Annotated in this window: 21 protein-coding genes; 8 read left to right on the top strand and 13 right to left on the bottom strand. The window is 57.4% G+C overall.

Features of this window, described 5'->3' with window-relative positions:
- Positions 1–5: 5 nt before the first annotated feature.
- From ACH518_RS05875 to ACH518_RS05850, 6 genes are all read right to left on the bottom strand, one after another.
- The gene (locus ACH518_RS05875; protein ID WP_445372221.1) at positions 6–668 is read right to left on the bottom strand and encodes an ABC transporter ATP-binding protein; all 663 of its coding nucleotides are present in this window, start codon (positions 666–668) and stop codon (positions 6–8) included.
- A complete protein-coding gene (locus ACH518_RS05870) occupies positions 665–1,801 on the bottom strand; it encodes an efflux RND transporter periplasmic adaptor subunit (protein WP_445372220.1) in 1,137 nt (378 codons plus the stop codon). Before ACH518_RS05870 ends, ACH518_RS05875 begins: the two co-directional genes overlap by 4 nt.
- 99 nt (positions 1,802–1,900) lie before the next feature.
- Positions 1,901–3,871 (bottom strand): DUF3857 domain-containing transglutaminase family protein, encoded by a 1,971-nt coding sequence (locus ACH518_RS05865; protein ID WP_445372219.1) that lies wholly within the window; start codon positions 3,869–3,871, stop codon positions 1,901–1,903.
- Complete coding sequence (locus ACH518_RS05860; protein ID WP_445372218.1) at positions 3,868–5,325, bottom strand: hypothetical protein; 1,458 nt, start codon at positions 5,323–5,325, stop codon at positions 3,868–3,870. The genes ACH518_RS05865 and ACH518_RS05860 overlap by 4 nt, the downstream gene beginning before the upstream one ends.
- Before the next feature lie 350 nt (positions 5,326–5,675).
- Complete coding sequence (locus ACH518_RS05855) at positions 5,676–7,790, bottom strand: acyltransferase family protein (RefSeq protein WP_445372217.1); 2,115 nt, start codon at positions 7,788–7,790, stop codon at positions 5,676–5,678.
- 493 nt (positions 7,791–8,283) lie between these two features.
- Positions 8,284–9,513 carry an NADP-dependent isocitrate dehydrogenase gene (locus ACH518_RS05850; protein WP_445372216.1) on the bottom strand — a complete coding sequence of 410 codons (1,230 nt, stop codon included), beginning with the start codon at positions 9,511–9,513 and terminating at the stop codon, positions 8,284–8,286.
- A gap of 242 nt (positions 9,514–9,755) precedes the next feature.
- Here ACH518_RS05850 and ACH518_RS05845 point away from each other — a divergent pair, with 242 nt between their 5' ends.
- The 6 genes from ACH518_RS05845 to ACH518_RS05820 all read left to right on the top strand — a co-directional run bounded on the left by ACH518_RS05845 (position 9,756) and on the right by ACH518_RS05820 (position 17,344).
- Positions 9,756–11,513, top strand: coding sequence for a GMC family oxidoreductase N-terminal domain-containing protein (locus ACH518_RS05845; RefSeq protein WP_445372215.1), 1,758 nt, complete (start codon positions 9,756–9,758; stop codon positions 11,511–11,513).
- A 23-nt stretch (positions 11,514–11,536) separates the two neighbouring features.
- Positions 11,537–13,279, top strand: a complete 1,743-nt coding sequence (locus ACH518_RS05840) for an alpha/beta fold hydrolase (protein WP_445372214.1) — start codon at positions 11,537–11,539, stop codon at positions 13,277–13,279.
- A gap of 11 nt (positions 13,280–13,290) precedes the next feature.
- Positions 13,291–14,916 carry a hypothetical protein gene (locus ACH518_RS05835; RefSeq protein ID WP_445372213.1) on the top strand — a complete coding sequence of 542 codons (1,626 nt, stop codon included), beginning with the start codon at positions 13,291–13,293 and terminating at the stop codon, positions 14,914–14,916.
- 74 nt (positions 14,917–14,990) lie between these two features.
- A complete protein-coding gene (locus ACH518_RS05830) occupies positions 14,991–15,575 on the top strand; it encodes a MarR family winged helix-turn-helix transcriptional regulator (protein WP_140914117.1) in 585 nt (194 codons plus the stop codon).
- A gap of 5 nt (positions 15,576–15,580) precedes the next feature.
- Complete coding sequence (ubiK, locus tag ACH518_RS05825; RefSeq protein ID WP_140914118.1) at positions 15,581–15,832, top strand: ubiquinone biosynthesis accessory factor UbiK; 252 nt, start codon at positions 15,581–15,583, stop codon at positions 15,830–15,832.
- A 3-nt stretch (positions 15,833–15,835) separates the two neighbouring features.
- Complete coding sequence (locus tag ACH518_RS05820; protein ID WP_445372212.1) at positions 15,836–17,344, top strand: YifB family Mg chelatase-like AAA ATPase; 1,509 nt, start codon at positions 15,836–15,838, stop codon at positions 17,342–17,344.
- A gap of 4 nt (positions 17,345–17,348) precedes the next feature.
- On the opposite strand, the gene ACH518_RS05815 is transcribed toward ACH518_RS05820, so the two are convergent.
- From ACH518_RS05815 to ACH518_RS05795, 5 genes are all read right to left on the bottom strand, one after another.
- Entirely contained in the window at positions 17,349–19,706 is a 2,358-nt protein-coding gene (locus tag ACH518_RS05815) for a molybdopterin cofactor-binding domain-containing protein (RefSeq protein ID WP_445372211.1), read from the bottom strand.
- Positions 19,703–20,170, bottom strand: a complete 468-nt coding sequence (locus tag ACH518_RS05810; RefSeq protein ID WP_278209823.1) for a (2Fe-2S)-binding protein — start codon at positions 20,168–20,170, stop codon at positions 19,703–19,705. The genes ACH518_RS05815 and ACH518_RS05810 overlap by 4 nt, the downstream gene beginning before the upstream one ends.
- A gap of 101 nt (positions 20,171–20,271) precedes the next feature.
- Positions 20,272–21,066: an XdhC family protein gene (locus ACH518_RS05805; RefSeq protein WP_445372210.1), complete on the bottom strand. Its 795-nt coding sequence runs from the start codon at positions 21,064–21,066 to the stop codon at positions 20,272–20,274.
- A gap of 9 nt (positions 21,067–21,075) precedes the next feature.
- On the bottom strand, positions 21,076–21,675 hold the full coding sequence (locus tag ACH518_RS05800; RefSeq protein ID WP_445372209.1) for a nucleotidyltransferase family protein: 600 nt from the start codon (positions 21,673–21,675) through the stop codon (positions 21,076–21,078).
- A 152-nt stretch (positions 21,676–21,827) separates the two neighbouring features.
- Complete coding sequence (locus ACH518_RS05795; protein WP_278209826.1) at positions 21,828–22,430, bottom strand: peroxiredoxin; 603 nt, start codon at positions 22,428–22,430, stop codon at positions 21,828–21,830.
- A 245-nt stretch (positions 22,431–22,675) separates the two neighbouring features.
- Here ACH518_RS05795 and ACH518_RS05790 point away from each other — a divergent pair, with 245 nt between their 5' ends.
- A complete protein-coding gene (locus tag ACH518_RS05790) occupies positions 22,676–23,188 on the top strand; it encodes a hypothetical protein (protein ID WP_140914124.1) in 513 nt (170 codons plus the stop codon).
- A 19-nt stretch (positions 23,189–23,207) separates the two neighbouring features.
- Here the strand turns inward: ACH518_RS05790 and nadC are convergent, their stop codons facing one another.
- Positions 23,208–24,035: a carboxylating nicotinate-nucleotide diphosphorylase gene (nadC, locus tag ACH518_RS05785; RefSeq protein WP_445372208.1), complete on the bottom strand. Its 828-nt coding sequence runs from the start codon at positions 24,033–24,035 to the stop codon at positions 23,208–23,210.
- 101 nt (positions 24,036–24,136) lie between these two features.
- Between nadC and ampD the strand changes: the two genes are divergently transcribed.
- Positions 24,137–24,679, top strand: coding sequence for a 1,6-anhydro-N-acetylmuramyl-L-alanine amidase AmpD (gene ampD / locus ACH518_RS05780; protein WP_140914126.1), 543 nt, complete (start codon positions 24,137–24,139; stop codon positions 24,677–24,679).
- 28 nt (positions 24,680–24,707) lie between these two features.
- Here ampD and ACH518_RS05775 read toward each other — a convergent pair whose 3' ends face one another.
- Positions 24,708–26,639, bottom strand: coding sequence for a dynamin family protein (locus ACH518_RS05775; protein ID WP_140914127.1), 1,932 nt, complete (start codon positions 26,637–26,639; stop codon positions 24,708–24,710).
- Between the last annotated feature and the right edge of the window lie 15 nt (positions 26,640–26,654).

The following is a 26,654-nucleotide window of genomic DNA, read 5'->3' as shown; positions in this document are numbered from 1 at the left end:
CCGGCCTAATCGGCCAAGCGGCCGTCGACAATTTTCAACCGGCGTCCGGCACGCCCGCCGATTTGCTGGTCGTGGGTAATCACCATCAGCGTCACCCCCTGCCGATTCAACTCTTCCAACAAATTGATGATGTCCTGGCCGGCCTTGCTATCCAGATTGCCGGTCGGCTCGTCCGCCAACAAAATCGGCGGCCGCATGATCATGGCCCGGGCGATCGCAATACGCTGTAATTGACCGCCGGACAACTGATTGGGACGATGCTCGGCTCGATCGCTCAGGTTAACCTCGGCGAGCGCCTGCTGCACCTGCTCGCGGCGGCGCGTGGGGTCTATTCCGGCCAGAATCAGCGGCATTTCGATGTTCTCGGCCGCAGTCAGGCGCGGAATCAAATGAAAGAACTGGAATACGAAACCGATATTATCCCGCCGAGTGTGAGCCAACTCGTTGTCGCTCTGGCAGGTGACGTCGCGGCCGTTCAGCCAATATCGGCCGGCAGAGGGTTGGTCCAGCAAGGCGATGATGTTCAGCAGCGTCGATTTACCGGAACCGGAGGGCCCCATCACCGAAATGTACTCGCCGGCCTTAACAGCCAGATCGATACCATTCAGCGCATGCACGGTCTGCTCGCCGACCTGGAACCGGCGTTCGATGCCGCTGAGCCGGATCATGGTTTGGCCCGCACCGTCACGCCTGCCGCTACGCCTTCCTTGCCCACCGACAATACCACCCGGTCGCCGGCCCGCAGTCCGCTCAGCACCTCAGTGTAGTTCCAATTGGTCAACCCTGGCTCGAAGCGCTGTTCGCGCAATACGTTGTCGGCACCGACCAGCAACACGCGATTGCCTTCCAGAATGGCTTCGGCCGGCAACCGGAGCGCCTTGTCCTTACCGGCCAGCAACACTTCGATATCGGCACTGTAGCCGGGCAACAATTCGGCCAAGTCTTTCGGGTCGCGCAAGGTCACTTCCACTTCCACGGTCCGCGCCTGCTTTTCTTTTTCCAACACGTACGGTGCAACTCGCGTGACGATGCCTGAGCAACGTTTATCCGGAAACGCATCGAGCGAAACGCAAGCCGGCATACCGGTTTTGATCCGGGCCACGTCGACTTCGTCGATCGGCGCCGATACGGTCAGGCAACTGACATCGAGCAAATCGATCGGCGGCAGCGTCGGAATGCCGGGCGGCGAAGGTGTCACGAATTCGCCCAACTCGGCATTGACTTCCGCAACCGTGCCGTCGAAAGGCGCCTTGACCAAGGTACGTTGCACCGCGGCTTCGGCAACGCCCAATTGCGCTTCGGCGACTTCGATATTCCGCAACGCAGCCCCGCATGCCGCGCGCTGCGATTTGCCGCCGGTCTGCGACTTATCGACTTGCTCTTCCGACACGACGTTATTGCGCTGTCGCAACTTAGTCATCCGCGCCGCCTCGCGCTCGGCCCCTCCGGCTAACTGACAAGTCTGTTCGGCACTGGCCCGGCTGGCCGCGATTTGCGCCTTTTGCAATGCGACCTGGGCTTTCAAATCCTGATTCCAGACTTCCAGCAAAACCTGGCCCTGGCCAACCTTGGCACCCTCCTTGACATGCAATGCCGCGACTTGACCACCGGTGGCAGGCGCCAAATAGGCGCGGCGACAGGCTTTGACGGTGCCGACCCGGGTATTGGAGACGCTAGCCCTGACTTCGCCCTCCGCCAGCGTATAGGTATCGACTTCCAGTAGCGGCGGGCGGCGGGCGTAGATAAACGCGATACCGGCCGACAACAGGGCGGCGAGAATTATCAGGTTTCTTTTAGTCATACTCGGCGTGATCCAATCGGCTTTGGCAGCTAGCCTACCTTGTCGCGGCGGGATTTTCAAAAGGCGCCGACAACAGCCGACGAATTCGCGGAACCGAGCCTAGCGCGGCGCCGAATCCGCTGCCCGCAGCGTGAACGAGATTCGGGTTTCCTGACCGGCCAATTCCAGAAAGCGGTTGAATTCGGCCAATTTTTCGACCGGCACGTCCGCCCTCGGCATTTGCAGGTCGGTATACGCGGTCACACTATTCCCCTCCTGGCGGTAATACCGATGCAGCGCGCCCCAGGGCGACAGGTAATCGGCTTTCGGACCGACATTGCCGACGCTTCTCCCGGCCGGCAACTGGTAACGGATTTCGCTCCGGTAATGAATGCCCTTAAAGGCGTACGGATAATACTTATTCCGGGACTTGACGTCTTTCACCAACGAATTCAACCAGGGTTCAACGTCACGGTAGATTTTGAGCATCGCCGGATCGAATACATTCCGATATTCGGCGCTCGACGCCAGCGTGACGCCGGAATCGACCGCCTCCAATCCTTGCGCACTGAACTCGGGCTTGGCCTTGTCGCCCATCACCGACCGGTAATCTTCATGCAGCCAGCGCTCGCGCTCTTCCCGCGGTTTCGCCGACAACGAACGCCGTAATTCCGCAGCCCAGTGCGTGTCGTAGGTCCGGGCCAGGCTTTCCTGCACACTGCCGTCACCGATCAACCGGTTATCGGCCTTGGTTTGCTCCACCCAGGTAAACGGTTCGCTGCCGAGTTTATGCGGAGCGACCGCGTCGCGGCCGACTGCCAAAGCGACACTCCCCTGCAAGGCGTAAGGCAGATGACCGCCGCCGGTGTCGGGATCGGTCAGGTCCACGCAAATCTCGCCGGCCTGCACCGATTTCACGCAGGCCAACATGTGGTTGAAATACACGCCGCTCGGCAACAGCAGTTTGGTCAGCGACATGCGCCCGGTAGAGGCCAACACCGGATAGGCATCCAGCCCGGCATGACGCGCCAAGTCAACGAACAGCATGGTCTTATCCTTGCAATCGCCGAAGCGGCGCTCCAGCGTCGCTGAAGTCGGCCTGGGAATGACACTGCCGTTGCCGCGCTCCAAGCCGACGTAACGGATTTCGCGCGAGACGAATCCACTCAAGCGGCTCACGATTTGCCTTACATCGCTGGCGTCGCCGCGGAGCTGCATCGCCAACTCTTCGATTTTGGCGTCCTGACTCAACGCCGGTGCGGCAAGTTTGTCCATACTCGCGGCAACCGCCGCCCAACTGGCGGGCTCAGCCAACACTAAAACCGGCAAGACGTCGAAAGCCGACGGCATCTGGTTATCGACCGGAACCGGCGCTGCCGCTTCCGTACTGGTACAGACCATTTCCTGCGACCCTTCGCGACAAGTCAGTTTGGGGTAATCGGTTTGCCAGGCCGGCTTCTGCGCCGGGCCGTCCCAGCGGACTTCAGCGCGGAAACGTTCCAACGGATAAAAATTGGCCGGAAACAAGTTGCGCGCCCAAGCCATCGCCAACTTGTTGCGATCCGACACGATCTTGTAGCGCAGTACCGCAATGTTGCCCGGCCTGAGCCGGGCAAACGGCACCGTCACATATACGGTATCGGTGAAAATATTGTAGACATTCTGGTTATTGACTTGCAGCGTGTTCGGGTCGATATCGGTAATCGCGCCATCCGGTTGCACCACGTAGGCTGCTTCGATGTCGGCCCGTTGGTGATTGGCATCCAGCCAGAAACCGTTATTGCCGTCGCTCTCTATGCCTTTTACCGTCAGATACAATTGGGCAACGCTGACGGTTTCCTCTACCCGACGGTCGCGGCTGAGATAAAGCCGGTGAGTTTCATCGACAGCCACACTGCCGTAACCGAGCTGTTTTAATGCTTCGATCCGCTCCGGCTGCGGCGCGAGACTGGCATACTCCAAATGCTGGCCTGTCGGCGCCCAGCGCACCAAATTCGGCGCGTAGCCGGCCAATTTCAAATCGCGGCCCGTGTCCGCCGCGTAGCCTGCGCTGTGCAACAGGCATCCAACCAGCATCCATACTATTTTCATGACTTCTTCCCACCCACGGCCAACCGAAAACTCTCGACCAATTGCATCGCACTCGCATTCGGCTGTTTCCCGCCGTGGCCGACCACTTCGAACACTTTTTCGGGGGTCAACACCGTCGCTACCAGCAATGGCGAATCCCGCGACGGCACCGGCCCCTTGTAGCTGTATCGGGCCAGCGACATCGGAAAACTTTGGCCGTCATCCGTAAAGCGCCGCGTCTCCTGCACCTCGTAATCGTTCCAATTGGCCGCCACCAACGCCTGGCGCTGGTCGACGAAGCCGTCCAGGGTTTGCTGCTGGCTGGGACTGATGCGCACCACGACCCATTCGCCGGTCACTCGATTGACCAATTCGAGATCGGTGTCGGAATACAAAGTTCCTCGCTCGACCACGCGCCACTGCCGGTCCGGTATCGTCAAGACATAGTCTGCGGCCGGTCCGGACACCAGCTGCTCGGCGGCCAAGGCCGGCGCCTTGAAATAAGCGAACTCGGCTTTGCTACCGAGCAGACCCAGCGCGATAAGCGGAATACCGGCCAAAAACAAACTACGCTGCCGCCAGGTGTATCGATCGAGCGGAGCGCGCCATTGCGCCGGCTGCGCGACGCGCAAGCGGTTCATCCAAGCATTCAAGATCAACCACGGCAATGCCGCCAGGATGCAACCGAGTAAGAATAAAAACTGCGGCATGGCGAAATTGCCGAATGTCGCAGCAACTAACATCAATGCCAGAACGGGCGGCGAAAACTTGAAAACCATTCCGCGCTTTTGCGCCAAGCGTTTAACTTGCGCGGCCATTTGGTAAAACACATTGAAGTTGTAAAGAGGAACCAGCATCTGCCAAGCGCAGCGGCGCGGATTGAGGCGGGATCCGCCCAAAGCACACATGTCGCTGGCAATGCGGTACATCAAAAACGGCGCATATAGCATCGCGCTAAACACCATCAATAATAATAAGCGCCAGTTGGGTTGCGGAGGGTAGAGTAACGGCAGAGTATTGTCTGGGGGCAGCGCCGGTGCCGGATTTGCTTCGGCGACAGCTTCGAATTCGGGAAAACCGTGGGCGGCCCGCCACCAACGGCGATGACGTTGATGGCCCTGCCAAAACAACGGCAAAGCCACCAGCACTGCAAGCCCAATGACTGCGCAGCTCCCGACCATGACGTTGGCGTCGGCCCTGCGGTAGCCATCGTAAGCCACCCAGCACATGAACACCGCCACAGCCAAAAACAGGTTACCCCCCAAAAACCAGAATCCGCCCCGATAGTGTTTTACCCCGGCATATCCGCAATACCAAGCGATAAGGCCAAATCCGGCCGGAGTGATATATTGCAGAAGATCCCCGCCGCCGGGCGACAGGCTGACTCCTATTGAGGCACAAGCCGTCAACGCCAGATAGAGTAAGCTTTGCGCATATAAACCGTATTGGTGCTTACCGCGAAATTGTTCGTCCATGGCGTTTCCGAAATCAATAGTGTGTGTTCGACCGGTGGCGGATCAAACCCAGCAAGGCAATTGGCCTGCCGAGCAACTGAGCACAAACTCTAAAACGAAACGCGCTATTTGACAAACCGAACCGCGTGACGGGCGGGACGCCGATATCTATCGGCCCGATCAGACTCTGCCGTAGCGGTTGGCGAGTGCATCTTCGCGCCAAGCCGGCAGGTAACTGGGAAACAATGAAATTTTGCGGATATCGGCAACCGGGAAGACCAACGCGCGGCCCGCCCGGTCGGCTGATTCTGTCAACGACCGCCCGGCCAAGCCTTATTCAGCTTTAGTCTTAACTCGGAGCGAAATTGGGATTATTTCTTTTGCGACGCCTTAGTCAGCCACTCGGAGAACTTACCGAAAATATAATGACTGCCGCGCAGGGAAAGATGGTCGTCATCGTAGAAGTAAGACACACCGTCTTCCAAGCCCGCTCCGCACGATGATTCGTCGCACAAATATTCGTAGGCCGGGAAAATCTTGATCCGGTTTTCGGTCGCAGCATTAATCGAGCCGACCGCATGCCGGTAATTGGTATTTCTCTGGTCGAACGATTTGCGCGGCACGTTGCAATCCGGCCGCTCTTTGTCGGTAATTTTTATCGGCCGGTCTTCAACGCAACTTCTGGCTTCGACGCCTATTTCCGGAACGTCCTCGACGAAAATCACCTGTTTGCCGAATTTCAGAATCTCGTTAATCGACGCCACATAACCGGAAATAAACCGGTTGTAATTTTCCGGCAGCAAGTCGTTCGGCTCTTTGATGATGCGGTAGGTATTTTTCTTCTCGATATCGCCGTAACCGGAGCCATCGACATACATTGCCCCTCTGGTGGCAAACACCACTTGCTGGATCGACGGAAAATCTCTGAGAACTTTCATCACAATCGGCATCACGACTCTGCAGCGCGAGGCCTTATCCGAGAACTCTTCGTACGGATTGATAGCGACCAAATCGGCAAAGGGCAAACAACCGTTTACCGCCACCAACGCCAAATCGTTGGCCCCTTTCGATATCGAGTCGTAAACGAATTGCGCAGCGTGGCTGTCGCCGACGACCAAGGTTTTCGGGGTCGAAGTCGTAAAACGACAAATCAGATACTCGTAACTGGCGCCCAATTCCGCTTTGCAGATATCGTCGACCCAATCATCCGGCGTATTGAACAACACCGTGCCTTTGACGTCTGCAAATAACGTGGTCTTACTGGGGGCGTCGGCTTGGCGAAACTCGAAACCGTCTTTCAAGTAAGAGAAGTAACCGATATTGCCGATGATCAACATCATCCCTATGAGAACGACCGTTTTGGATTTATTGCCCTTGCCGAAACGAATCGGCTGCTCGACCAAGCGGTACGTCAACCATGCCAAAAGCACGGACAGCGCCACCGCGACCAAACGGATATTGACACTGGGCACTTCCGTTTCCAAAACCCGCGCAAACGACAGCAAAGGCCAATGCCACAAATAAAGCGGAAAACTGATCACGCCGACCCAAACCGCCAGACGGTTGGACAAAACAATCCGGTTAAACCAGGCTTGCGGCCCGGCCGAGATGATCAAAACCGCACCCAGCATCGGAATCACCGCCCATTTGCCGGGAAAGTAAAAATTGCGGTTGATGATGGAAAATCCGTAAATCAGCAAAAACAAACCGATAAACGAGAGAACGTTGGCCAGGGTCTTGCCGTCCGCTTCGTGCGTCTCGCGATACACCACGCTCGCCAACCAGCCATCGAGTTTGGCCCGGAAAGGGGCATAAGCGCCTTTCCGGTAAAGCGCGAGCCAGGCCAACATACTGCCGCACAACAACTCCCAAAAACGGGTTTGCGGCGAATAGAAAGTGGCTACGCTGTCGAAGCGTATTCCCCGCATATTCAGATAAAAGGACGCCAGCGCGACCAGTACAGTGACGGTCAAAATATTGAAATTCCGCCGCCACGCCAGCCAAATCAGGAAGGGCCAAACGATATAAAACTGCTCCTCTATCCCCAAGCTCCACAAATGCAGCAACGGTTTGGCTTCCGCCGAATAATCGAAATAACCGTCTTCGCCCCACAACACAAAGTTGGAGACAAAGCCGGCTCCGGCGGCGATATGCTTGCCCAACTCTTTGTATTCGTCAGCAAACAGCGCAAACCAGCCGAACGCATAACTGGCGGCCAACACCAGAATCAGCGACGGAAAGATGCGCTTGACCCGACGGGCGTAGAATTCGCCGAAACTGAAGGTACCTTTCTCCAGATTCTGAAAAATGATGCTGGAAATCAGATAGCCGGAAATGACGAAGAAAATGTCGACGCCGATAAACCCGCCTTTCAAACCGTTGGGAAAGGCGTGGAACACCACGACCGAAAGCACGGCAACGGCGCGCAAGCCGTCGATATCGGGGCGGTATTTGATGTGGAGCAGGTGGGGATTGGCAGATGTCATGAAATCTCGTCTCGCTAAGCCAGGCTCGGATTCGTCCTTAGCCCGCTGGCGAGGCGGCTGTGGGCGGCATGGTTCCTGGAAATTGTTGGTCATTCCAACTGTAAGTTTCCGGTCAGCCCCTCTATCCGGCGGCCAAGTTTTGAAGAGTAGGCTAAACCGCTTCCTCAACCCTCTTTGCCGCCAAACCACTCCCTTGGAGAACGGTTATCGGATTGCTACAGTACCCGGTTGGGCAACGGCATCGCCAGAACGGCGAAAAGGCGGCATTCCCAATCAGGTTGCGCGATCATAGCACCGTTTTCCAGATAAACTCTGTGAAATTTGCGTGATTAATTGCGCTGAATCACGTTCCGAAACAAGCCAAACAGATTTCGACTCGCTATTTATCAAGCAAATCAAACGGTAACGCAAGCCGACGAAATCCGTGACCGACAAGATTTTTTTCGTTTCGGCCGGCCAGCCGGAAAGCCGGATCGGCCAAATCGGAAATCGGTTACAACGCCAAACTGCGCTCCAGATTGGTTTGCAATGTCGCCAAGAAAGCCTCGGTGGTTAAATATTGCGAATCGTCGACCGCGTCGCCATGTATGCATACCGCCAAATCTTTGGTCATCAGCCCGGACTCGACGGTATCGACGCAGACCTTTTCCAGCGTGTGGCAAAAATCGATCAGTTGAGCGTTGCCGTCCAGTTTGCCGCGAAAGGCCAGGCCGCGGGTCCAGGCGAAGATCGACGCGATCGGATTGGTCGAAGTCTGCTTACCCTGCTGGTGCATCCGGTAATGGCGAGTAACGGTGCCGTGTGCGGCTTCGGCCTCCATGATCATACCGTCCGGCGTCACCAGCGTCGAAGTCATCAGCCCCAGCGAACCGAAACCTTGGGCGACGGTATCCGATTGCACGTCGCCGTCGTAATTTTTACAGGCCCAGACGAAAGCGCCGTTCCATTTCAAGGCCGACGCGACCATGTCGTCGATCAATTTGTGCTCGTAAACAATACCTTTGACGGCGAATTGGGCTTTGTATTCGGTTTGGTAAATGGCTTCGAAAATGTCCTTGAAGCGGCCATCGTATTTTTTCAGGATGGTGTTTTTGGTGGACAGGTATAACGGCCAGCCCCGGTCCAGCGCGACGTTGAAACAGCTACGGGCGAAGCCGGCGATCGATTCGTCGGTGTTGTACATCGCCAGCGCCACACCGTCGCCGGCGAAATGGTAGACCTCGTAGCTTTGTTCAGGGCCGCCGTTGTCCGGTTTAAAACTGATCGTCAATTTGCCTTTGCCCTTGGTGACAAAATCGGTGGCGCGGTATTGGTCGCCGAAGGCATGCCGGCCGATACAAATCGGCTGGGTCCAGTTCGGCACCAGCCGCGGCACGTTTTTGCAGATGATAGGTTCGCGAAATACGGTACCGTCCAGGATATTGCGGATCGTGCCGTTCGGCGATTTGTACATTTTTTTCAAACCAAACTCTTCGACACGGGCTTCGTCCGGCGTAATCGTCGCGCATTTGATGCCGACGCCGTGTTTTTTAATAGCGTTGGCGGCATCGATTGTCACCTGGTCGTCGGTGGCGTCACGGTGCTCGATACCCAAATCGTAATATTCGATCGGCAATTCCAGATAAGGCAGGATCAGTTTGTCCTTGATGAAACGCCAGATAATCCTGGTCATCTCGTCGCCGTCGATTTCCACTACCGGATTATTCACCTTTATTTTCTGCATACCCTGCTCCTGACGCATTACTAATCGAGCTTGCAGTATAACGCCGTCTCTCCGAATCGGCGCCCGACAAGTTCACAGTTAATCGTCGAAGTCAATTGTCAATTGGTCTATACTGGCTCCGCCGCGTCGGCTGACCATTGTGCAAGGCTTTGTAATATTGGGCTTTTTGCAAGTTAACTAGTTAACAAGCGGACTCGGCTAATCCCGATAATAATAAAAAAATCTTTCTCGAGGAGGTATCAATGGCCGGTCCGGATTTAGATTACGAAGCCATCATCATCGGCAGCGGCTTCGGCGGCTCCATCAGTTTTTGCCGCTTGGCGCAGAAATGGGGCAGCAAGGTCTTGCTGTTGGAACGCGGACGGCGCTATCCGATGGCGTCTTTCGCCCGCTCGCCGAAACAAATTGCCGACAGTTTCTGGAGCATCGACGGCAACGGGGTGAAGCGGCCCAAACACATTCAGGACAAGAAATTGCGCGGGCTGTTCGACATCCGCAACTACAAAAAAATGGATGCGGTGATTTCGGCCGGCCTGGGCGGCGGCTCGCTGATTTATGCCAACGTGTTTTTGGAGCCGCCGGCCCACGTCTTCGAACAAGGCTGGCCCGCGGCGATAAACCAAGACACGCTACAGCCCTATTACCGGGTGGCCAAGCAAGTGCTGGGGGCACGGCCGGTACCTTCCTGGCAAACCGATCCGCGCCGCCAAATCGTCCGCACCGAACTGTTTCAGGAATTCGCCGCCCACGACAACCGCACCAGTAAGCTGGCCGACATTTGCGTATTTTTCGGCAACGATTACAGCTACAACGGCCGGGAGCAACCACTGGCCATCGGCCTCCAGGAGAAAAACCGCTACGGCGCCACTCAAACCTCCTGCACCTACTGCGGCGAGTGCGATATCGGCTGCAACACCCATTCCAAGAACACACTGGACCTGAACTACCTCTACGCCGGCGAACACCACCACGGCGGCCAGATCCAGACCGACCGCCAAGCCGAGAAAATCGTCCCGCTCGGTGCCGACGGCCGCGACGACCCGCAAGCGGGCGGCGAACACGGCTATCGGGTTGAGTTCCGCGATCTGGAAGCAGACACATTGCAAAGCGTTACCGCGCGGCGCGTGGTCGTATCGGCCGGCACCTTCGGCACCAACGAGCTATTGCTGCGCTGCCGCGACGTATTCGGCACGTTGCCGAAATTAAGCGCGCAACTGGGCCGCTGGTTTTCCGGCAACGGCGATTTTCTGTCGTTCGCAATCGAAGGCAAAAAGGACGCCGATCCGAACTATGGCCCGGTGATAACCCAATACACCGACTACCACCTGTTCGACCGTTTCCAGCGCAACCGGGCCTTCATAATGGAAGACGCCTCTTACCCGGCCACATTGGCTTGGTATATCGAAGGCGCCTTCCCGACCAGTCTGTTGCGTAAACTGGTCCGTGCGGCGAAGGCATTAATTGCCTGGCTGAAAAAATATCTGGTCAACGGTATCTGGAACGGCTCGCTGGGCTTTTCGCTGCACGAAATCCTGAAAGACGACTTGTCTTCGAAAAGCGGCGTGCTGCTCTGCATGGGATTGGATAACGGCGACGGCACCCTGACCCTGAACCAAGAAGGCCGCATCGACCTGGACTGGCCGCAAGAGACCAGCATGGGCCTGTATCAGGCCATTCTCGACACCGGCAAACGCTTTAACGCCTTTATCAAAGGCAAGCTGTTTTTGCCATTGCCGACTTGGGAGTTGCCGGTCAAACACAACGTAACGGTGCACCCGTTGGGCGGCTGTATCCTGGCCGACTCGGTAGAGAAAGGCGTGGTCTCCGCCGACCCGCTCAGCCGCGGCCAGGCCTTCGGTTACCAAGGCCTATACATAGCCGACGGCTCCATCCTGCCAAGCGCAGTCGGCGCCAATCCGATCGCCACCATTTCCGCTACTGCCGAGTGGATTGCCGAAGGCATCACCGGCATTGCACCCGACGCCAGCCTGGGCGTGTAGCCCCATCGCCAGAGGACACAGACATGACTGACTCCAACGCAAAAACTTCGTTCGAATTCACCGAAGAAATGAAAGGCTACCTCAGCCCCGGCCAAACTGCATTTCAAGACGGTTACGACCAAGGCAAGACCGACGGCCATTACTTCATGTTTCATCTGACCATCCAGAGCGATGATCTGGATACGTTTTTGGATAACGATCGCCACCAGGCCGCCGCTATCGGCTGGGTGGAAGGCGATCTGGTCGGCGGCCGTCGCACTGTCGACCAGGGCGTGTTCAACCTGTTCGTCGACAGTGCCGACGCCAACCGCAAACAAATGCTGTACCGGCTGTTTTTCACCGACAGCAACGGCCAAAAGCTGACGCTGAGCGGCGCCAAACAAATCCAGGACAATGTCGGACCGGATCTGTGGGCCGACACCACGACCTTGTTCACTAACCTGTTCAAAGGCCACGTCGAAGCCGACCAGGAAGCCAAAGCCAAGGTCTACGCCACCGGTATCCTGCACATCGAGATCATGGACTTCGCCAAACAATTGACCACGATCCGCGCCAGCGGCGATACCTTAGCCGACCGGCTGCACGCCGTGGAACGCTTCGGCGGCTTTTTCCTAGGCGCCTTGTGGGAAGTCTATAAACCGGCGCTGACGCCGAAAATGGGCGCCTTCGTCCGCGAAATTCCGTTGTATACGCTGGAAGGCGTCAAGGATGCCGAAGTCTCGACCCACCCGTTCACCACCGCCGACCGACTGGGCTTGAGCCTGTTGCGCTTCAAGCGGGCGCCGAGCAACGACGTGGTGGTTCTGGTTCCGGGCCTGACTGCCGCCAGCGACATGTTCATCATGCCGGAACATTACAACCTGACCAGCTATCTGCTGGACCAGGGCTTTACCGACGTCTGGACCCTGGACGGCCGAATCAGCAACCGCTACTCGTACAACCTGCAACGCCACCGCTACAACGTCGACGATCTGGCCTTGTACGACATGCCGGCGGCGATCTCGACCGTGCGCCAAGCCGTCGGTCCGGACGTGAGGATCCATGTGATCAGCCATTGCTTCGGTGCGCTGGCCTTCAGCATGAGCCTGTTCGGCAAAGCCGTCACCGGCATTCGCAGCCTGATCGCCAACGGCGTATCGCTGACGCCGTGCGTGCCGCTACCGGCCAAGATCAAACTGTACTTGGGGCCGTTGGCCGCCGATTACATTTTGGGCGTGGATTATCTGAATCCGCATTGGCGGCGCGACCCCGGCTTCGGCGCCGGCAAATTGCTGGCGATGGCGATCTCGGCCTTCCACCACGAATGCGATTCGCCGGAATGCCACATGCTGAGTTTCATGTGGGGCTGGGGATTTCCGGTGCTGTACAAACACGAGAATCTGCACGACGTCACCCACCGCCGCTGCGGCGACCTGTTCGGCGGCAGCTCAGTCAATTACTACCGCCACGTGTTGAAGATGGTCAACGCCGGCAACACCGCCGTCAAGTATCTGCCCAACGAACCGCGCTACCGCAGCCTGCCGGACAACTATCTGGCCGACGCCGCCGACATCCAGACCCCGTGCCTGCTGGTCGCCGGCCAGGACAACGCTCTGTTCCGCGACTCCAACATCGTCTGCCACCAGCGCCTGGAAAAAATCGTACCGGGCCGCCACGAGCTGGCCGTGATCCCGGACTACGGCCATGCCGACGTCATCATGGGTAAGAACGCCGCGCAAGACGTGTTTCCGCGCTTCGTGGAATTTTTGAACAAACACCGGAATTGAGGCATACGACCATGGCAATCACCCAAGAAGATCTGCAGCTGACGCTGGATACGCTGCAACCGGCAACGTCCGGTTCCGGCACGGCCTCGAACCGGCTCTGCGTCGTAATTAGCGACGTCCATTTCACCGACGGCACGGTCGGCACCCAAAGCGCCGAAGAAACAGTCTGGGCCGATTTTTTCTCCGACCTGGCCGACACCTGCGAAAACCAGCACATCGACCAATTGACGCTGATATTGGACGGCGATGTCGTGGATATGATCCGCACCTCGGTTTGGGCTGAAGCCGGGGTTTACCCGTGGCAACGCAGCAAGCCGGAATTCAAGGAATGCCTGCATAAGATCATGGACGGGATTCTGCTTCTGCACGACCGGCCACCGGCAAAAGGCGAGCATTCAGGCGGTTTTTTCTACCACCTGAAAGCTCTTCCCAAGCAATTGCTCGAGGCCCAAAAAACCAAACGCAAGCTCAATACCAGTGCCGATACCACGCCTACGACGGTGGAAGTGCTGGTATTGCTCGGCAACCACGACAAGGAAATATTCGCCGATCCCGATATTCTGAAGCGGTTTTACGAAGACTGTCTGGGGCAGCCGCTTGGCGAACTCACACCGGCATACCGGGCCTGGATCGGCAACATGTACTTCGGCGACCCCGATCGCTTTACCGCAGCCGACAGCGTGCCGTGGCTGCCGTTTTACTGGGGTGACACCGATTTGCGACTGTTCGTCACTCACGGCCAGTGGCGCGACCGGGCCAATTGTCTAGCCATCGCCGCCACCGACGGCCTGCCGGGTTGGAACACCCAGGACGGATGGGCAGCAAAAACCTGGCAAAAGCTGAATTACCGGCCGTTCACCGAAGCCTGTTTCGGCGATACCGTGGCGGCCGGCGTATTATCCACCTTTATCTGGCGCAGCAAGGATGAGCTGGAGAACGCATTCAAAACCTCCGACACAGCTCCGCCGGATCTGGCCCGCATCACCCGGATTTTGGACGAGTTGGACCTGTACCGACCCAGTTCGGCCGCAGTAAGCCGGATACTGCACGAAACCAGCCGTTCGTCGACCGACGCCAGGATTCGCGACATCATCGAAAACCAGCTGTTCCGAGCCTTGAAGGACTGGCTGAATTGGGACTATACCCTGGCCAGCGCCCCAAGCTCGCAACGCCTGGGTTTGACGCTGGCCAGATACTGGCTGAAATTCACCGAATCCTTCCTGATGTACCGCATTCAATTGCAGTTCGTGCGTGGCGTCCTGAAAGTGCTGGACTGGCTGGAACGAATCCGGCCTAGCTCGGTGTACAGCGAGGACGGCGCCAGTTTGAAAAACTTGCTGGCCTTTCCGACCTTTCACGAAGCACTATTGCAACAGGGCTTCCAAATCCACGGCGAGGGGCATACCCATATCCCACTGCAAGCCGAGGCCGACATCGACAGCCCGACCCGCAAGAACTTCACCTACGTCAATTTCGGCGCCTGGCGCGATCAAATCGTCGACAAAGAAAACGGTGGTTACCGCCGGCGCGGCATCGGCCGCTCGCTGTACGTGTTGAATCTGCAAAAACAGGCGGAATACCGTTATTTTGTCCGCGATAACCTCAACTGGAGCGACCAAATGGACAAACTCGACTAATGTAAGCCTGTTTATCCGACACAGACCGGCCGCAGTTCAAGGCTGCCCGGCCGGCCTGTGTTAGAATCGGGCCGATGCATGAATTAGAAACCTTCAAGCTGATCGAACGGATCAGCGCCATACTGCGTTCGGAAGAACGCCGAAAATACGCAACCATCGGCTTACAACCGGTCCACGGCCAGGTTCTGGAATATTTGGCCCGCTGCAACCGCTACAGCAATACGCATACGGCGGTTGCCGAATATCTGGGCCTGACCAAGGGCACCGTGTCACAGAGCATCCAAATCCTGGAACGCAAACAGTATTTGGAAAAGTCGGTCGACACGCTGGACGGCCGTATCTTCCATTTGAGCCTGACTGCCAGCGGCAAACGCTTGGTCGACGAATTGAAGCCGCTGGACATCTTCAAGCAAGCCGAATCGCGTATCAGCCGCCAGGAAGTGGACAGTGTGGGCGAGGCCTTGCAAAATGCGCTAGGCTTATTGCAAAAAGTCAACCAATCCAAAAGTTTCGGTTTGTGCCGTTCCTGCCATTATTTCCGAGTGGAACAGCACCATTACCAGTGCGGCTTGACCGAACAACCGCTAGACCGGGATGATACCGACAAGATTTGCCGAGACCATTTACCGACACCCAACCCCTTTATTGACCACGAGTGATGACCATGTTCGATCCCAAAGCCATTGATAATTTAGCCGAGCGCATCGCCGGCGCCATTCCGCCCGGCCTGACCAACCTGAAGGACGATGTCGAAAAAAACGTCCACGCCTTGCTGCAAAGCGGCTTGGCAAAACTGGATCTGGTCAGCCGCGAAGAATTCGAAGTACAAAAGGCCGTGTTGGCGAAAACCCGCGCCCGCCTGGAAGAGCTGGAACAACGCATCGCCGAACTGGAACAGCGCCTGTCGCCAGAATAAGCGATGTCGCTGGCCGTGGTTTACAGCCGGGGCCGGTCCGGCATCGACGCACCGTTGGTAACGGTGGAGGTCCACGTCAGCAACGGTTTACCGGCGCTGAACATCGTCGGCTTGCCGGAAACCGCGGTGAAGGAAAGCAAGGATCGGGTACGCGGCGCGATCGTCAACTCGCATTTCGAATTTCCGATCCAACGCATCACGGTCAATCTGGCGCCGGCCGACCTGCCCAAAGAAGGCGGCCGCTTCGATTTGGCTATCGCCTTGGGGATTTTGGCCGCGTCCGGCCAGATCCCGAAGAATTCGTTGGCCGAATACGAGTGCATCGGCGAATTGTCGCTGGGTGGCGAGCTACGGCCGATACCCGGCGCCTTGCCAGTGGCGATTCATTGCCGCGACGCGCATAGGCAACTGATTCTGCCAGTTGGCTGCGTTGCCGAGGCGAGTTTAATCAAAGACGCCGGCTTATTGCCGGCCGCACATTTGCTGGAAGTTTGCGCGCATTTGAGCGGACACAAGCCAATCGAACCGCCCGCCCCGAGCACAATCGGCACCGCCGCGGCCTTTGTAGTCGACTTCGCCGACGTTCACGGCCAGTACCACGTCAAACGGGCGTTGGAAATCGCGGCCAGCGGTCAACATAATCTGCTGATGCTCGGCCCGCCAGGCACCGGCAAATCGATGCTGGCAGCGCGGCTGCCGACCATTCTGCCGGAACTGACCGAACAACAAGCCCAGGAAACCGCCGCGCTCGCCTCGATCAGCGACCATGGTCTGGACATCGGCCGTTGGCGGCAACCGCCGTTTCGGGCACCGCATCATACCGCGTCCGCCGCAGCCCTGGTCGGCGGCGGCAGCAACCCCAAACCCGGCGAGATTTCGCTATCGCATAACGGCGCGCTGTTTTTGGACGAACTGCCCGAATTCGACCGCAAAGTGCTGGAAGTGTTGCGCGAACCGCTGGAAACCGGCCATATCACGATATCCCGCGCCAATCGCCAAGCCGATTTTCCGGCCCGATTCCAACTGATTGCGGCGATGAACCCCTGCCCGTGCGGCTATCTGGGCGACGCCTCCGGCCGCTGCCGCTGCACCTCGGAACAAGTCGCCCGCTACCGGGCGCGAGTCTCCGGGCCGTTGCTGGACCGGATCGACATGCACCTGGAAGTGCCGCGAGTCTCGCTGGAAATGTTGCGCAAAGGCGCGGCGGAAGGCGAGGAACGCAGCGAAACCATCCGCCGCCGGGTGGTCGCGGCGCGGCAAATCGCTGATGCCCGCAGCGGTAAACCCAACGCGGCACTGACGGCTGCCGAAGTCAAAGTCGTATGCAAACTGACGGACGCCGGCCACCAATTGCTGGAGCAGGCCATGGAGAAATTCGGCTTGTCGCATCGCGCCTACCATCGCATCCTGAAACTGGCCCGCACTATCGCCGACATGGCCGACGCAAAGACAATCGAAATCCCCCACCTCAGCGAAGCGATCGGCTACCGTAAACTGGACCGCAACCGCTAGCGCTTCAATCCTTCAACAATTGGTCGCGAATCGGTAACTGGCGGATGCGCTGGCCGGTGGCGGCGAAAATCGCATTGCACAAGGCCGGCGCGATCGGCGGCACGCCGGGTTCGCCGACGCCGCCGAGCGGAGCGTCGTATTCCGCCGACGGCAGCAAATGCACCCGAATTTCGCGCGGGGCATCGTCGATCCGGGTCAATTGGTAGGTATGGAAATTATCCTGCACTACCGCACCGTCCTTGAAGCTGATCTCGCCCAGCGTCGCCAAGCTGACACCCATGATGCAAGCGCCCTCCAATTGCGAGCGAATCCGCTCCGGATTGACTTGCGGCCCGCAATCCACGGCGATATCGACCCGCGGAATGCTGAGTTTGCCGCCGGCGTCGACGGCAACGTCAGCCACCACCGCCACGTAGGTAACGAAGCTGTAATGCGCCGCCAAACCCAAACCGCGGCCGGCTTGAGCCGGCCGGCCCCAACCGGCCTCGCGGGTCGCGGTTTCGATCACCCGCCGCAAACGACCGGTATCCAGCGGATACAAAACCGGTGATTCGCCCTGGTTCCACATGTCTTTCAGGTCGCGCGGATCGATCCGGCGATCCGGGCCGAGCAGTTCCAGCAGAAAATCGCGGTGGTCGCGTCCGGCCGCGGCGGCCAGTTCGGCGACGAAGGATTGAATCGCGAACGCGCGCGGAATATTCGACACAGAACGAAACCAGCCGATCCGGGTATGGGCGGCGGCCGGCGGATTCTCGATCCGCAAGTTCGGAATCGCGAACGGGTTATTGATAACGCCCATGCCCAGTTCCACCGGCATCTGCTGTTTGCTGTCGGGACCGAAGGTCGACGAGATCGACGGCGCCGCGGTGCGGTGCAGCCAAGCCACCGGCTTGCCGGCGGCATCCAGGCCGGCCTCCAGCCGCTCCAGCGACACGGTATGAAAATAGGAATGGCGCAGATCGTCTTCGCGAGTCCAGGTCATTTTCACCGGCTTGCCGCGCATTGCCTTGGACAACAAAGCCGCTTCGATCACGTAGTCCGGTTTGGATTTGCGACCGAACCCGCCGCCGAGCAGCGTGACGTGCACCGTGACTTTCGCCACCGGCAATTTCAACCATTTGGCGACCCGCTCGCGAGTCAGTTGCGGCGCTTGGGTGCAGGTCCAGACTTCGCAGGCGCCGTTGGCGATACGCACCGTCGCGGCCGGCGGTTCCATCGGCGCCTGCGCCAGATGCGGCGCGTAATATTCGGCTTCCAGGCGTTTGGCCGCATTTTGCAACGCTGTATCGACGTCGCCCTCGTTCCGCACCACTTTGCCCGGCGCCCGCACCGCTGCCTCCAATTCGGCCTTGTAGGCGGCGGAATCGTAGCCGGCGTGCGGTCCGTGGTCCCATTCGATCTTCAAGGCCTTACGGCCCTGGATCGCCGCCCAGGTATTGCGCGCAATCACCGCAACGCCGCCCAGCGGATTGAAATCGGCCGGCAACGGACTGCTCGGCAATTCCACGACTTTAACCACGCCGGGGACTTTCAGGGCCGCGCTGGCGTCGTAGCTCACCACTTTACCGCCCAGCACCGGCGGCCGCGCGGCAACGGCATACAGCATATCTTTCAACTGAATATCGATACCGTATTGCGCCGCGCCGGACACGATGTCCCGACCGTCGTACAAACCTTGCTTGCCCTTGCCGATGTAACGAAACTGGTCGGCAGTTTTCAAGCGCAGGCTATCGCGCGCCGGTACCGGCAATTTCGCGGCAGCTTTGGCCAATGGGCCGTAATCCAGGGTGCGGCCGGTCGGTATATGCAAAACGGCGTGGCGCTCGGCCCGCACTTCGCTGATCGCCACCCGCCAATGTCGGGCCGCTGCGGTTTCCAGCATCTGCCGAGCGGCGGCGCCAACCCGGCGCATCGGCAGAAAAAAGTGGCGGGTGCTGCGCGAGCCGTCGGTATCCTGGTTGCCGAAGCGCACCTCGTCGCCAGGCGCTTGCACCACCTTGACCCGCTCCCAATCGGCTTCCATTTCGTCGGCGACCACCATCGGCAGACTGGTGCGCACCCCCTGACCCATTTCCGAGCGGTGGCAGACAATGGTCACGGCGCCGTCGGCGGCAATCGCGACGAATACCAAAGGATTATCGACCCAGCCATGCGGCATCGCCTCGGCGCCGAACTTTTCGGCTTGCGCCGGTGCGGCGGTTTCGTCGGCTTGCAAAAGCTGCGGCACCCCGACCGCCAACACCAAGCCGGTCAAGGCTAAATCCTTCAAAAACTCGCGGCGGCTGATGTTGGCAATTTCAAAGCCATCGGTGTCGGCCGGGCTGACGCCGGAAGTCTCAAGATCCTGAGCCAAACGGTTCATGGCTGCACCTCCGCTTTAGCAGCGACCTGTTTGATCGCGGCCCTGATTCTAGGGTAGGTACCGCAACGGCAGATATTACCGCTCATGGCTTTATCGATGTCGGCATCGTCGGGCTGCGGCTTTTGCTTCAGCAACGCAGTCGCGGCCATGATCTGGCCCGATTGGCAATAACCGCATTGCGGCACGCATAAATCCAGCCAGGCATCCTGCACCTTCTTACCGACGGCGTCCTGAGCTATGGCCTCTATGGTAACGATGGCTTTGCCCTCTGCGGCCGAAATCGGCGTCACGCAAGCGCGGATCGGCTGGCCGTCCATATGTACAGTACAAGCTCCGCACATGGCGATACCGCAACCGAACTTGGTGCCGGTCAAGCCCAATTCGTCGCGTAACAGCCACAATAGCGGCGTGTCGGGCGGCAAATGGGTTTTTCGGCTTTTGCCGTTGATGTTGAGTATGGTCATCTGGCACTCCCCTGGGTTCGTTGGACGCGGTAAGAACGTGGCTACACCGGAATTGGCCGAGGATGTTACACGCCGGCTTGCGACCGGTAAAGGTCGGCGGATCAGGCCGGTGCTATGGCCCGACTCAGCGGCAAGCCGCTACCGCCGCGACGAAGCGCGACCATTTCGCTGACGATGGACAAGGCGATCTCTTCCGGCGATTTCGCCGCCAAATCCAGGCCGGCCGGCGCTCTGACTGCGGCTAATGTAGTCTGAGAGAAGCCCTCGCCAGCCAGTCGATCCAGCACCAATTTCGCCCTTTTCCGGCTGGAAACCAGCGCGATGTAACAGGCTTCGGAATGCAACGCCTGGCTCAGCGCATCGTAATCGCCTTTATGGTGGGTTGCGATCACAACGAAATCGCCAGAACCGGGCTGAAGTTGGCGGTAGCGGACATCATCATCGATCAGCCTGGTCGCAGCCGGGAAGCGGTCGGCGCAAGCTTGCGGGTCGTCGACGATCACGTCGAAGCCAAGCCGATGGGCAAATTCGCACACCGCCTCGACGATGCGGCCGTGGCCCAGTAACCAAAGCTGCGGCTTGGGCAGCACCGGCTCCACGTACACCCGCATCGCGCCGCCGCAAGGCATGCCGGCGCCGAATATTTCATCGTTCAAATCAATATCGATCACGCACGGCTCTCCCGTTTTCAGACACTCCAACGCGGCGCGAGCCACCATGGACTGCGCGCAGCCGCCGCCAACCCAACCGGCCAAGACCTTGCCGTCGTGATCCAACAATGCCTTCGCCGCCGGCTTTGCCGATGACGAACCCAGAATTTCGGTAACGGTGGCCAAAACGTAAGGCTGGCGTTGTTTACGCAACGAAAGTTGCAAGTCGAGTATGTCGGGAATCACGCGGTTTTTTTATAGTTGGATAAGATCGGTCGGCGTATCGATATCGCGCAGAATACCGGGATCGGCGACTTCGACCAATTGCAATTGCGCCCGGTAGCGCTCGATTACGCTCTTCGCCCCGTTATCGCCGTGCAAAGCGAGCAAATCGGCGGCCAAATGCCGGGCAAATCCGACCGGATGGCCACGCCGGCCTTGTCGGCAGGGGGCAGCGATTGCCGCGCCGTTTCGCAACGCATCCGCTACCGAAGCAACGGTTTGCGGCGCAATCCAAGGCATGTCCGCTAACGCGACCAGCCAGGCATCGGCATCGGCGCTGGCCGCAACCCCGCAAGCCAAACTTGCGCCCATGCCGCTATCGGCTTCTGCGCAGACCACAACCCGAGCTCCAGCTGCTTTCAGCGCCTCGGCGACAACATCGGCCCCTGGACGCACCACGGCTAACACCCGATCCACGGCTTGACCTAAATTACGACACGCTTGCTCGACAACGGCTGAGCCGTTGGGAAGGGTATAACTGAGTTTATCGCCGCCGAAGCGTCGGCTCGCTCCCGCCGCCAGTAGTATTCCGGTAATTTGCGCCATCCGCCGTTTAAGGTCGAGTCGAATCACATGCCATTCGCGGCACCTTAGCATTGGTCAGACAGGCAAGCAATAATTCGGCTGGCTAGTGCAGTTGGCTCACCGCCTCTGCAAATTCTTCAGGGCAAAAAAAAGGCGTATCACCGAAACGATACGCCCTGCTTTTCGATGCCGGCTAACGCTTACAATTTGTCAGCATTTTTGCTCAGATATTCAGCCACACCCGCTGGGTTGGCATTCATACCGGCGTCGCCTTTGTTCCAACCGGCCGGGCAGACTTCGCCGTGCTCTTCGTGGAATTGCAGCGCGTCGACCATGCGCAGCATCTCGTCGAAATTACGGCCCAGCGGCAGATCGTTAACCACTTGGTGACGTACTACGCCGGCCTTGTCGATCAGGAAGCTACCGCGATAAGCCACGCCGATGGCGGATTCGACATCGTAGTCTTGTGCGATCGTATGTTTCAGGTCGGCCGCCAGGGTATAACGGACCGGGCCGATACCGCCTTGGTTGACCGGAGTGTTACGCCAGGCGTTGTGGGTGAAATGCGAATCGATGGAAACGCCGATGACTTCGACGCCGCGGCTTTTGAATTCGTCGATACGGTGATCCAAAGCGATCAATTCGCTAGGGCAAACGAAAGTGAAGTCCAGCGGATAGAAGAAAAGTACCGCATACTTGCCACGAGTTGCTTCAGAAAAGCTGAAAGAATCAACAATTTGGCCATCGCCCAACACCGCAGGAACTGTAAAATCAGGGGCTTGCTTACCTACTAAAACGCTCATCGAATTTCTCCATATTTATTTATAAAACAGAAGGTTAAGACCTTTTTTCCGCCTCTGCGAGAAGGCTGAACCCTATTCTACACTAAAATAGTTGGTAATCGGCCAATAATCCCATCAAATTCCGCTTGCAAGACAGTAAATTTCGCGCTAACGTGTAATCCACGGCTTACATAAATAACAGACGGTCTGCGTACATTGTTATTCACCATTATGCGGGCTGTTGTCAAACACCTGGTTTACAACGTATGGCAAAAGTAAAACACATCACTGAACCCGACGCATTCGGCTTTCAAGTCCGCATCGTCCGCCGCGGCAAAGAGAGCAGCCGTTATTTTTCTCACAAATTGTGGGGCAGCAAAACCAAGTCACTGAAGGCCGCCATCACTTGGCGCGACCAGATGCTGGTGGTGCTGAAAGGCAGTAAGACCCGTTTCCTGAAACCGCCGAAAAATAAAACAACCACCGGCGTGACCGGCGTTTCCAGAACCATCAAATTCGACCATCGGAAGGACAAAAGCTATCTTTGTTACACGGTTTTCTGGGTCAAAGACAGCAAATCCCGCAACAAAACCTTCCAGGTAGGCAATGTCGAAACGGTGACTGCAGACGACGAATTGCACGCCTTCAGAACCGCTCGCCTGTTCCGTAGCTGCTACGAACACGCCATTGACCACGATGCGCAATTCGACGACAGCAAATTCGCCAACTGGAAAAAATTGCGGCTCTACGAAAACGAGATGCTGAACGCGGTCAACTGACCAAACTTGCGAGATCGGATCAGCCGATGCGCATGTCGATGCGCATCGACAAATCCACCGCTTTGATATTTTTGGTCAGTGCGCCGATCGAAATAAAATCGACTCCGGTCTCAGCGACACTACGGATATTTTGCAGCGTGATATTGCCGGAAGCTTCCAATTCGACTTGGCCTTGATTGCGACTGACCGCCGCCACCAGTTCCGCCACGCTAAAGTTGTCCAGCATGACCCTATCAGGCCTTGCCGCCAAAGCCTGCTCAAGCTCGTCCAGATTTTCCACCTCAACCTCTACCGGCACGTTTGCCTGACTCCTGGCTTCACGCACCGCTTCCGCTATGGACCCGGCGGCCAAAATATGGTTTTCCTTGATCAAAATGGCATCGAACAAGCCGATCCGGTGATTGAAACAGCCACCACACCGGACCGCGTATTTTTGCGCCAGCCGCAAGCCGGGCAAGGTTTTGCGCGTATCCAGCACCTTACAGCCGGTGCCAGCCACCGCATTGGCATATTCGCGGGCGACGCTGGCTGTGGCGGACAGGGTTTGCAGTAAATTCAGCGCAGTACGTTCTCCAGTCAACAGAGCTCTCGCCGGACCGCTCAGGCGGCACAGTACCGTATCGGCGGCCACCCAATCGCCGTCGCTAACCACCCATTCGATCATCAACTGCGGGCTAAGCCGTTCGAACACGGCATCGAACCAAGCGCCACCGCATAACACCATGCCCTCGCGAGTGACAACTGTCGCGCTGGCTTGTATCGCTTCGGGAATGATATTGGCCGTCAAATCGCCATCACCGATATCTTCGGCTAAAAAGCGGTCAATTTCTGCGGGATCAGGTTGCATGCCGTATCGAATTGTCTGAAACAAAACGGACATTATAAACAAAGCCGTGAGCGAGGTTCGGCCTGGCGCTGTACAATGCCGCGATTGCCTGAGCGAGATCGATGAAAATTCAAGACCATTACCTGGACCAAGCCCACCAAGTCCCATCGCCGAACTGCGACGACAGGCCTGATGCGCAAGACATCTCGCTACTGGTCATTCATTGCATCAGCTTGCCGCCGGAACAATTCGGCGGCCCCTATATCGATCAATTGTTCTGCAACCAGCTTGACCCCGACAGCGATCCTTATTTCCAGGCAATTTACCAACTGCAGGTGTCCGCTCACTTGCTGATCCGTCGCGACGGCAGCATCCGGCAATATGTACCCTTCAACCGCCGCGCCTGGCATGCCGGAGTTTCGAATTATCAAGGCCGCGAACGGTGTAACGATTTCTCTATCGGTATCGAGCTGGAAGGTTCGGTAACCCAACCTTACACCGACGCGCAGTACATACAATTAGCCAAAGCAGTCAAAACCTTACTGGCAACCTACCCTGGCTTATCGGCGCAAAGAATTGCCGGCCACAGCGACATTGCCCCGCTACGCAAGGCCGACCCCGGCCCATTGTTCGACTGGCAACGTTTTTACGATTTACTGAACTGACGCAATAGCCGAGTCGCTGCCGAAACAGCTAGTCGGAGGGCGGTGCCAAATGCACCGATTTCATGATGTCCAGCAATTCCTGATACTGGGTTTGTAACGGCCCCAACTCGGCTTCCAATTGGGCGATACTTTCCGCCAAACCGCCTTTGGATTCGTTAATTTTGCGCAGCATGATCAACCGACTTTCGATCTGCTTTTTGTGGTCTTTGATCTGGTGCATCAACGGCGACAATACGCTGTTGCTCCAGGTTACGGCGTCGCGTTGCGCCTGCTGCAATATGTTGCGGGCTTTGGCGATCAGCGTGCTGTAAAGCTTGTTTACCACGACGCTCTGCTCAGTCATCGTCGTTCGGGCGCTATTGCGAAACGCCTCGCCTTCCTCGAAAATCTGCTCCAATTCAAATTGATGCTGTTTGATCGAAAACAGCTGCGGCTCGATTTCCTTGAAACCGTATTCGTCCTGGAATTTCTTGTGAATTGCCTTGATCAGGCGCCGAGTCTCCTCGGTTAAATCCACCGAATCCTGCAATAAGTCGCGCAACTCGTCGAACAACTTGCGCATGTTCTGTTTCATGCCGTAGGTAGTCAGGCTTTTGCTCATATCCTCTTTGGTACGGCGAATGATCTCGTCAATTTTCTCTTTTGCGAACGAATCGATCAGCATTTTCGCCTGAACGGCAAACACTTTGCGACTGGCCTGAAAGTTCTCGATATTCGCCATATAAGTGTTTTGCCGATCGCGGGTTTCCGCCATCAACTTGCCGGTCAACTCCTGATTTTCGAAATCGACCTGCTTGAATTCTTCCAACTGCTTCTGGGCGTGATTGATCTTGGCATCCATCAGCTTGACCGATTCGCTGATCAAGAAACCGATCTCTTTGTCCACAACGCCTTTCAGGATATCGCGACGCTGATTCAAAATGTCTTCGGAAAGGTAGTTCTCCAATTGCCGCAGCCGGCTTTTTTCCAACAAGGCTTCGTCGCCTTTGACTTTTGCCAGCAATGCCTGCTTGGCGGACACCGGGAAAATCACGTCTTTTTCCAGGTTTAGAATTGTCGCCGACGTTTCGATCTGCTTCTGGATCGCGGCTTCGTAACCGGTTTCTCCGGCCAAGTCGTCCCACATCGAATCGATTTTATTCATCACCACCGCTAAGCCCTGGCGACGGTTACCGCGGGAACTGCAAACGTGGCTCTTCCACATTTCCAAATCGCTTTTGGTCACACCGGTATCGGCCGCCAACACGAAAACGATGGCCTGGGCGCTGGGCAACATGCTCAGGGTCAACTCCGGCTCGGTACCCAATGCGTTAAGGCCTGGGGTATCCAGAATACACAATCCCTCCTTCAGCAAGGGATGCGGAAAGCTGATCATCGCGTGACGCCAGCACGGGACTTCCACGGCTTCCGGGTTGATGATGCCCTGTTCGGCGGCTTCGCGTTCGTTCCAGAGCCCGAGTTTGTCGGCCATATCCTTGGACACTTTTTTGGTCGCAATCAACTCGCGGAAGGCTTCCTGCATCTGGGTTGGCGAGTCGCAATTCAAATCGATTTGGGTCCACCGATCCGGGTTACGCTTGTAGTCCATCAGCGAAATGTCTTCCAAACGGCTTTCAATATTCAACAACCGGATGTAACTGCCGCCTTTCTCGTCCCAAAACAATTCGGTGGGCGACATCGTCGTGCGCCCCGGCGAGGACGGCAGCAGGCGTACGCCGGTTTCGGCGAAGAATAGTGAGTTGATCAATTCGGTTTTGCCGCGGGAAAACTCGGCGACGAACGCCAGCGTCACACGGTCGTTATGCAAGCCCTGCAAAATATTCAGCAACGTATCGGTGCTTTGCGGGTCGTTAAACCGATACCGATTGCGCCAGTCGCGATACATCTCGATGCCTTGAATCAGTTGTTCACGCCAATGCGTGTATTCGTGCAACTGTTCTTTAAATTCCAGAGTTCTCATTGCTCGCCTTTGTGC

It is taken from the genome of Methylomonas sp. HW2-6 (assembly GCF_052474525.1).
Note: the sequence above shows the minus strand (reverse complement) of the source record. Positions and strands in the feature narration are given on the sequence as shown.

Bases quoted from the DNA above. Each gene is read 5' to 3' on its own strand.
- ACH518_RS05875 (WP_445372221.1), bottom strand. From the start codon at position 668: ATGATCCGGCTCAGCGGCATCGAACGCCGGTTCCAGGTCGGCGAGCAG.
- ACH518_RS05870 (WP_445372220.1), bottom strand. From the start codon at position 1,801: ATGACTAAAAGAAACCTGATAATTCTCGCCGCCCTGTTGTCGGCCGGT.
- ACH518_RS05865 (WP_445372219.1), bottom strand. From the start codon at position 3,871: ATGAAAATAGTATGGATGCTGGTTGGATGCCTGTTGCACAGCGCAGGC.
- ACH518_RS05860 (WP_445372218.1), bottom strand. From the start codon at position 5,325: ATGGACGAACAATTTCGCGGTAAGCACCAATACGGTTTATATGCGCAA.
- ACH518_RS05855 (WP_445372217.1), bottom strand. From the start codon at position 7,790: ATGACATCTGCCAATCCCCACCTGCTCCACATCAAATACCGCCCCGAT.
- ACH518_RS05850 (WP_445372216.1), bottom strand. From the start codon at position 9,513: ATGCAGAAAATAAAGGTGAATAATCCGGTAGTGGAAATCGACGGCGAC.
- ACH518_RS05845 (WP_445372215.1), top strand. From the start codon at position 9,756: ATGGCCGGTCCGGATTTAGATTACGAAGCCATCATCATCGGCAGCGGC.
- ACH518_RS05840 (WP_445372214.1), top strand. From the start codon at position 11,537: ATGACTGACTCCAACGCAAAAACTTCGTTCGAATTCACCGAAGAAATG.
- ACH518_RS05835 (WP_445372213.1), top strand. From the start codon at position 13,291: ATGGCAATCACCCAAGAAGATCTGCAGCTGACGCTGGATACGCTGCAA.
- ACH518_RS05830 (WP_140914117.1), top strand. From the start codon at position 14,991: ATGCATGAATTAGAAACCTTCAAGCTGATCGAACGGATCAGCGCCATA.
- ubiK (WP_140914118.1), top strand. From the start codon at position 15,581: ATGTTCGATCCCAAAGCCATTGATAATTTAGCCGAGCGCATCGCCGGC.
- ACH518_RS05820 (WP_445372212.1), top strand. From the start codon at position 15,836: ATGTCGCTGGCCGTGGTTTACAGCCGGGGCCGGTCCGGCATCGACGCA.
- ACH518_RS05815 (WP_445372211.1), bottom strand. From the start codon at position 19,706: ATGAACCGTTTGGCTCAGGATCTTGAGACTTCCGGCGTCAGCCCGGCC.
- ACH518_RS05810 (WP_278209823.1), bottom strand. From the start codon at position 20,170: ATGACCATACTCAACATCAACGGCAAAAGCCGAAAAACCCATTTGCCG.
- ACH518_RS05795 (WP_278209826.1), bottom strand. From the start codon at position 22,430: ATGAGCGTTTTAGTAGGTAAGCAAGCCCCTGATTTTACAGTTCCTGCG.
- ACH518_RS05790 (WP_140914124.1), top strand. From the start codon at position 22,676: ATGGCAAAAGTAAAACACATCACTGAACCCGACGCATTCGGCTTTCAA.
- nadC (WP_445372208.1), bottom strand. From the start codon at position 24,035: ATGCAACCTGATCCCGCAGAAATTGACCGCTTTTTAGCCGAAGATATC.
- ampD (WP_140914126.1), top strand. From the start codon at position 24,137: ATGAAAATTCAAGACCATTACCTGGACCAAGCCCACCAAGTCCCATCG.
- ACH518_RS05775 (WP_140914127.1), bottom strand. From the start codon at position 26,639: ATGAGAACTCTGGAATTTAAAGAACAGTTGCACGAATACACGCATTGG.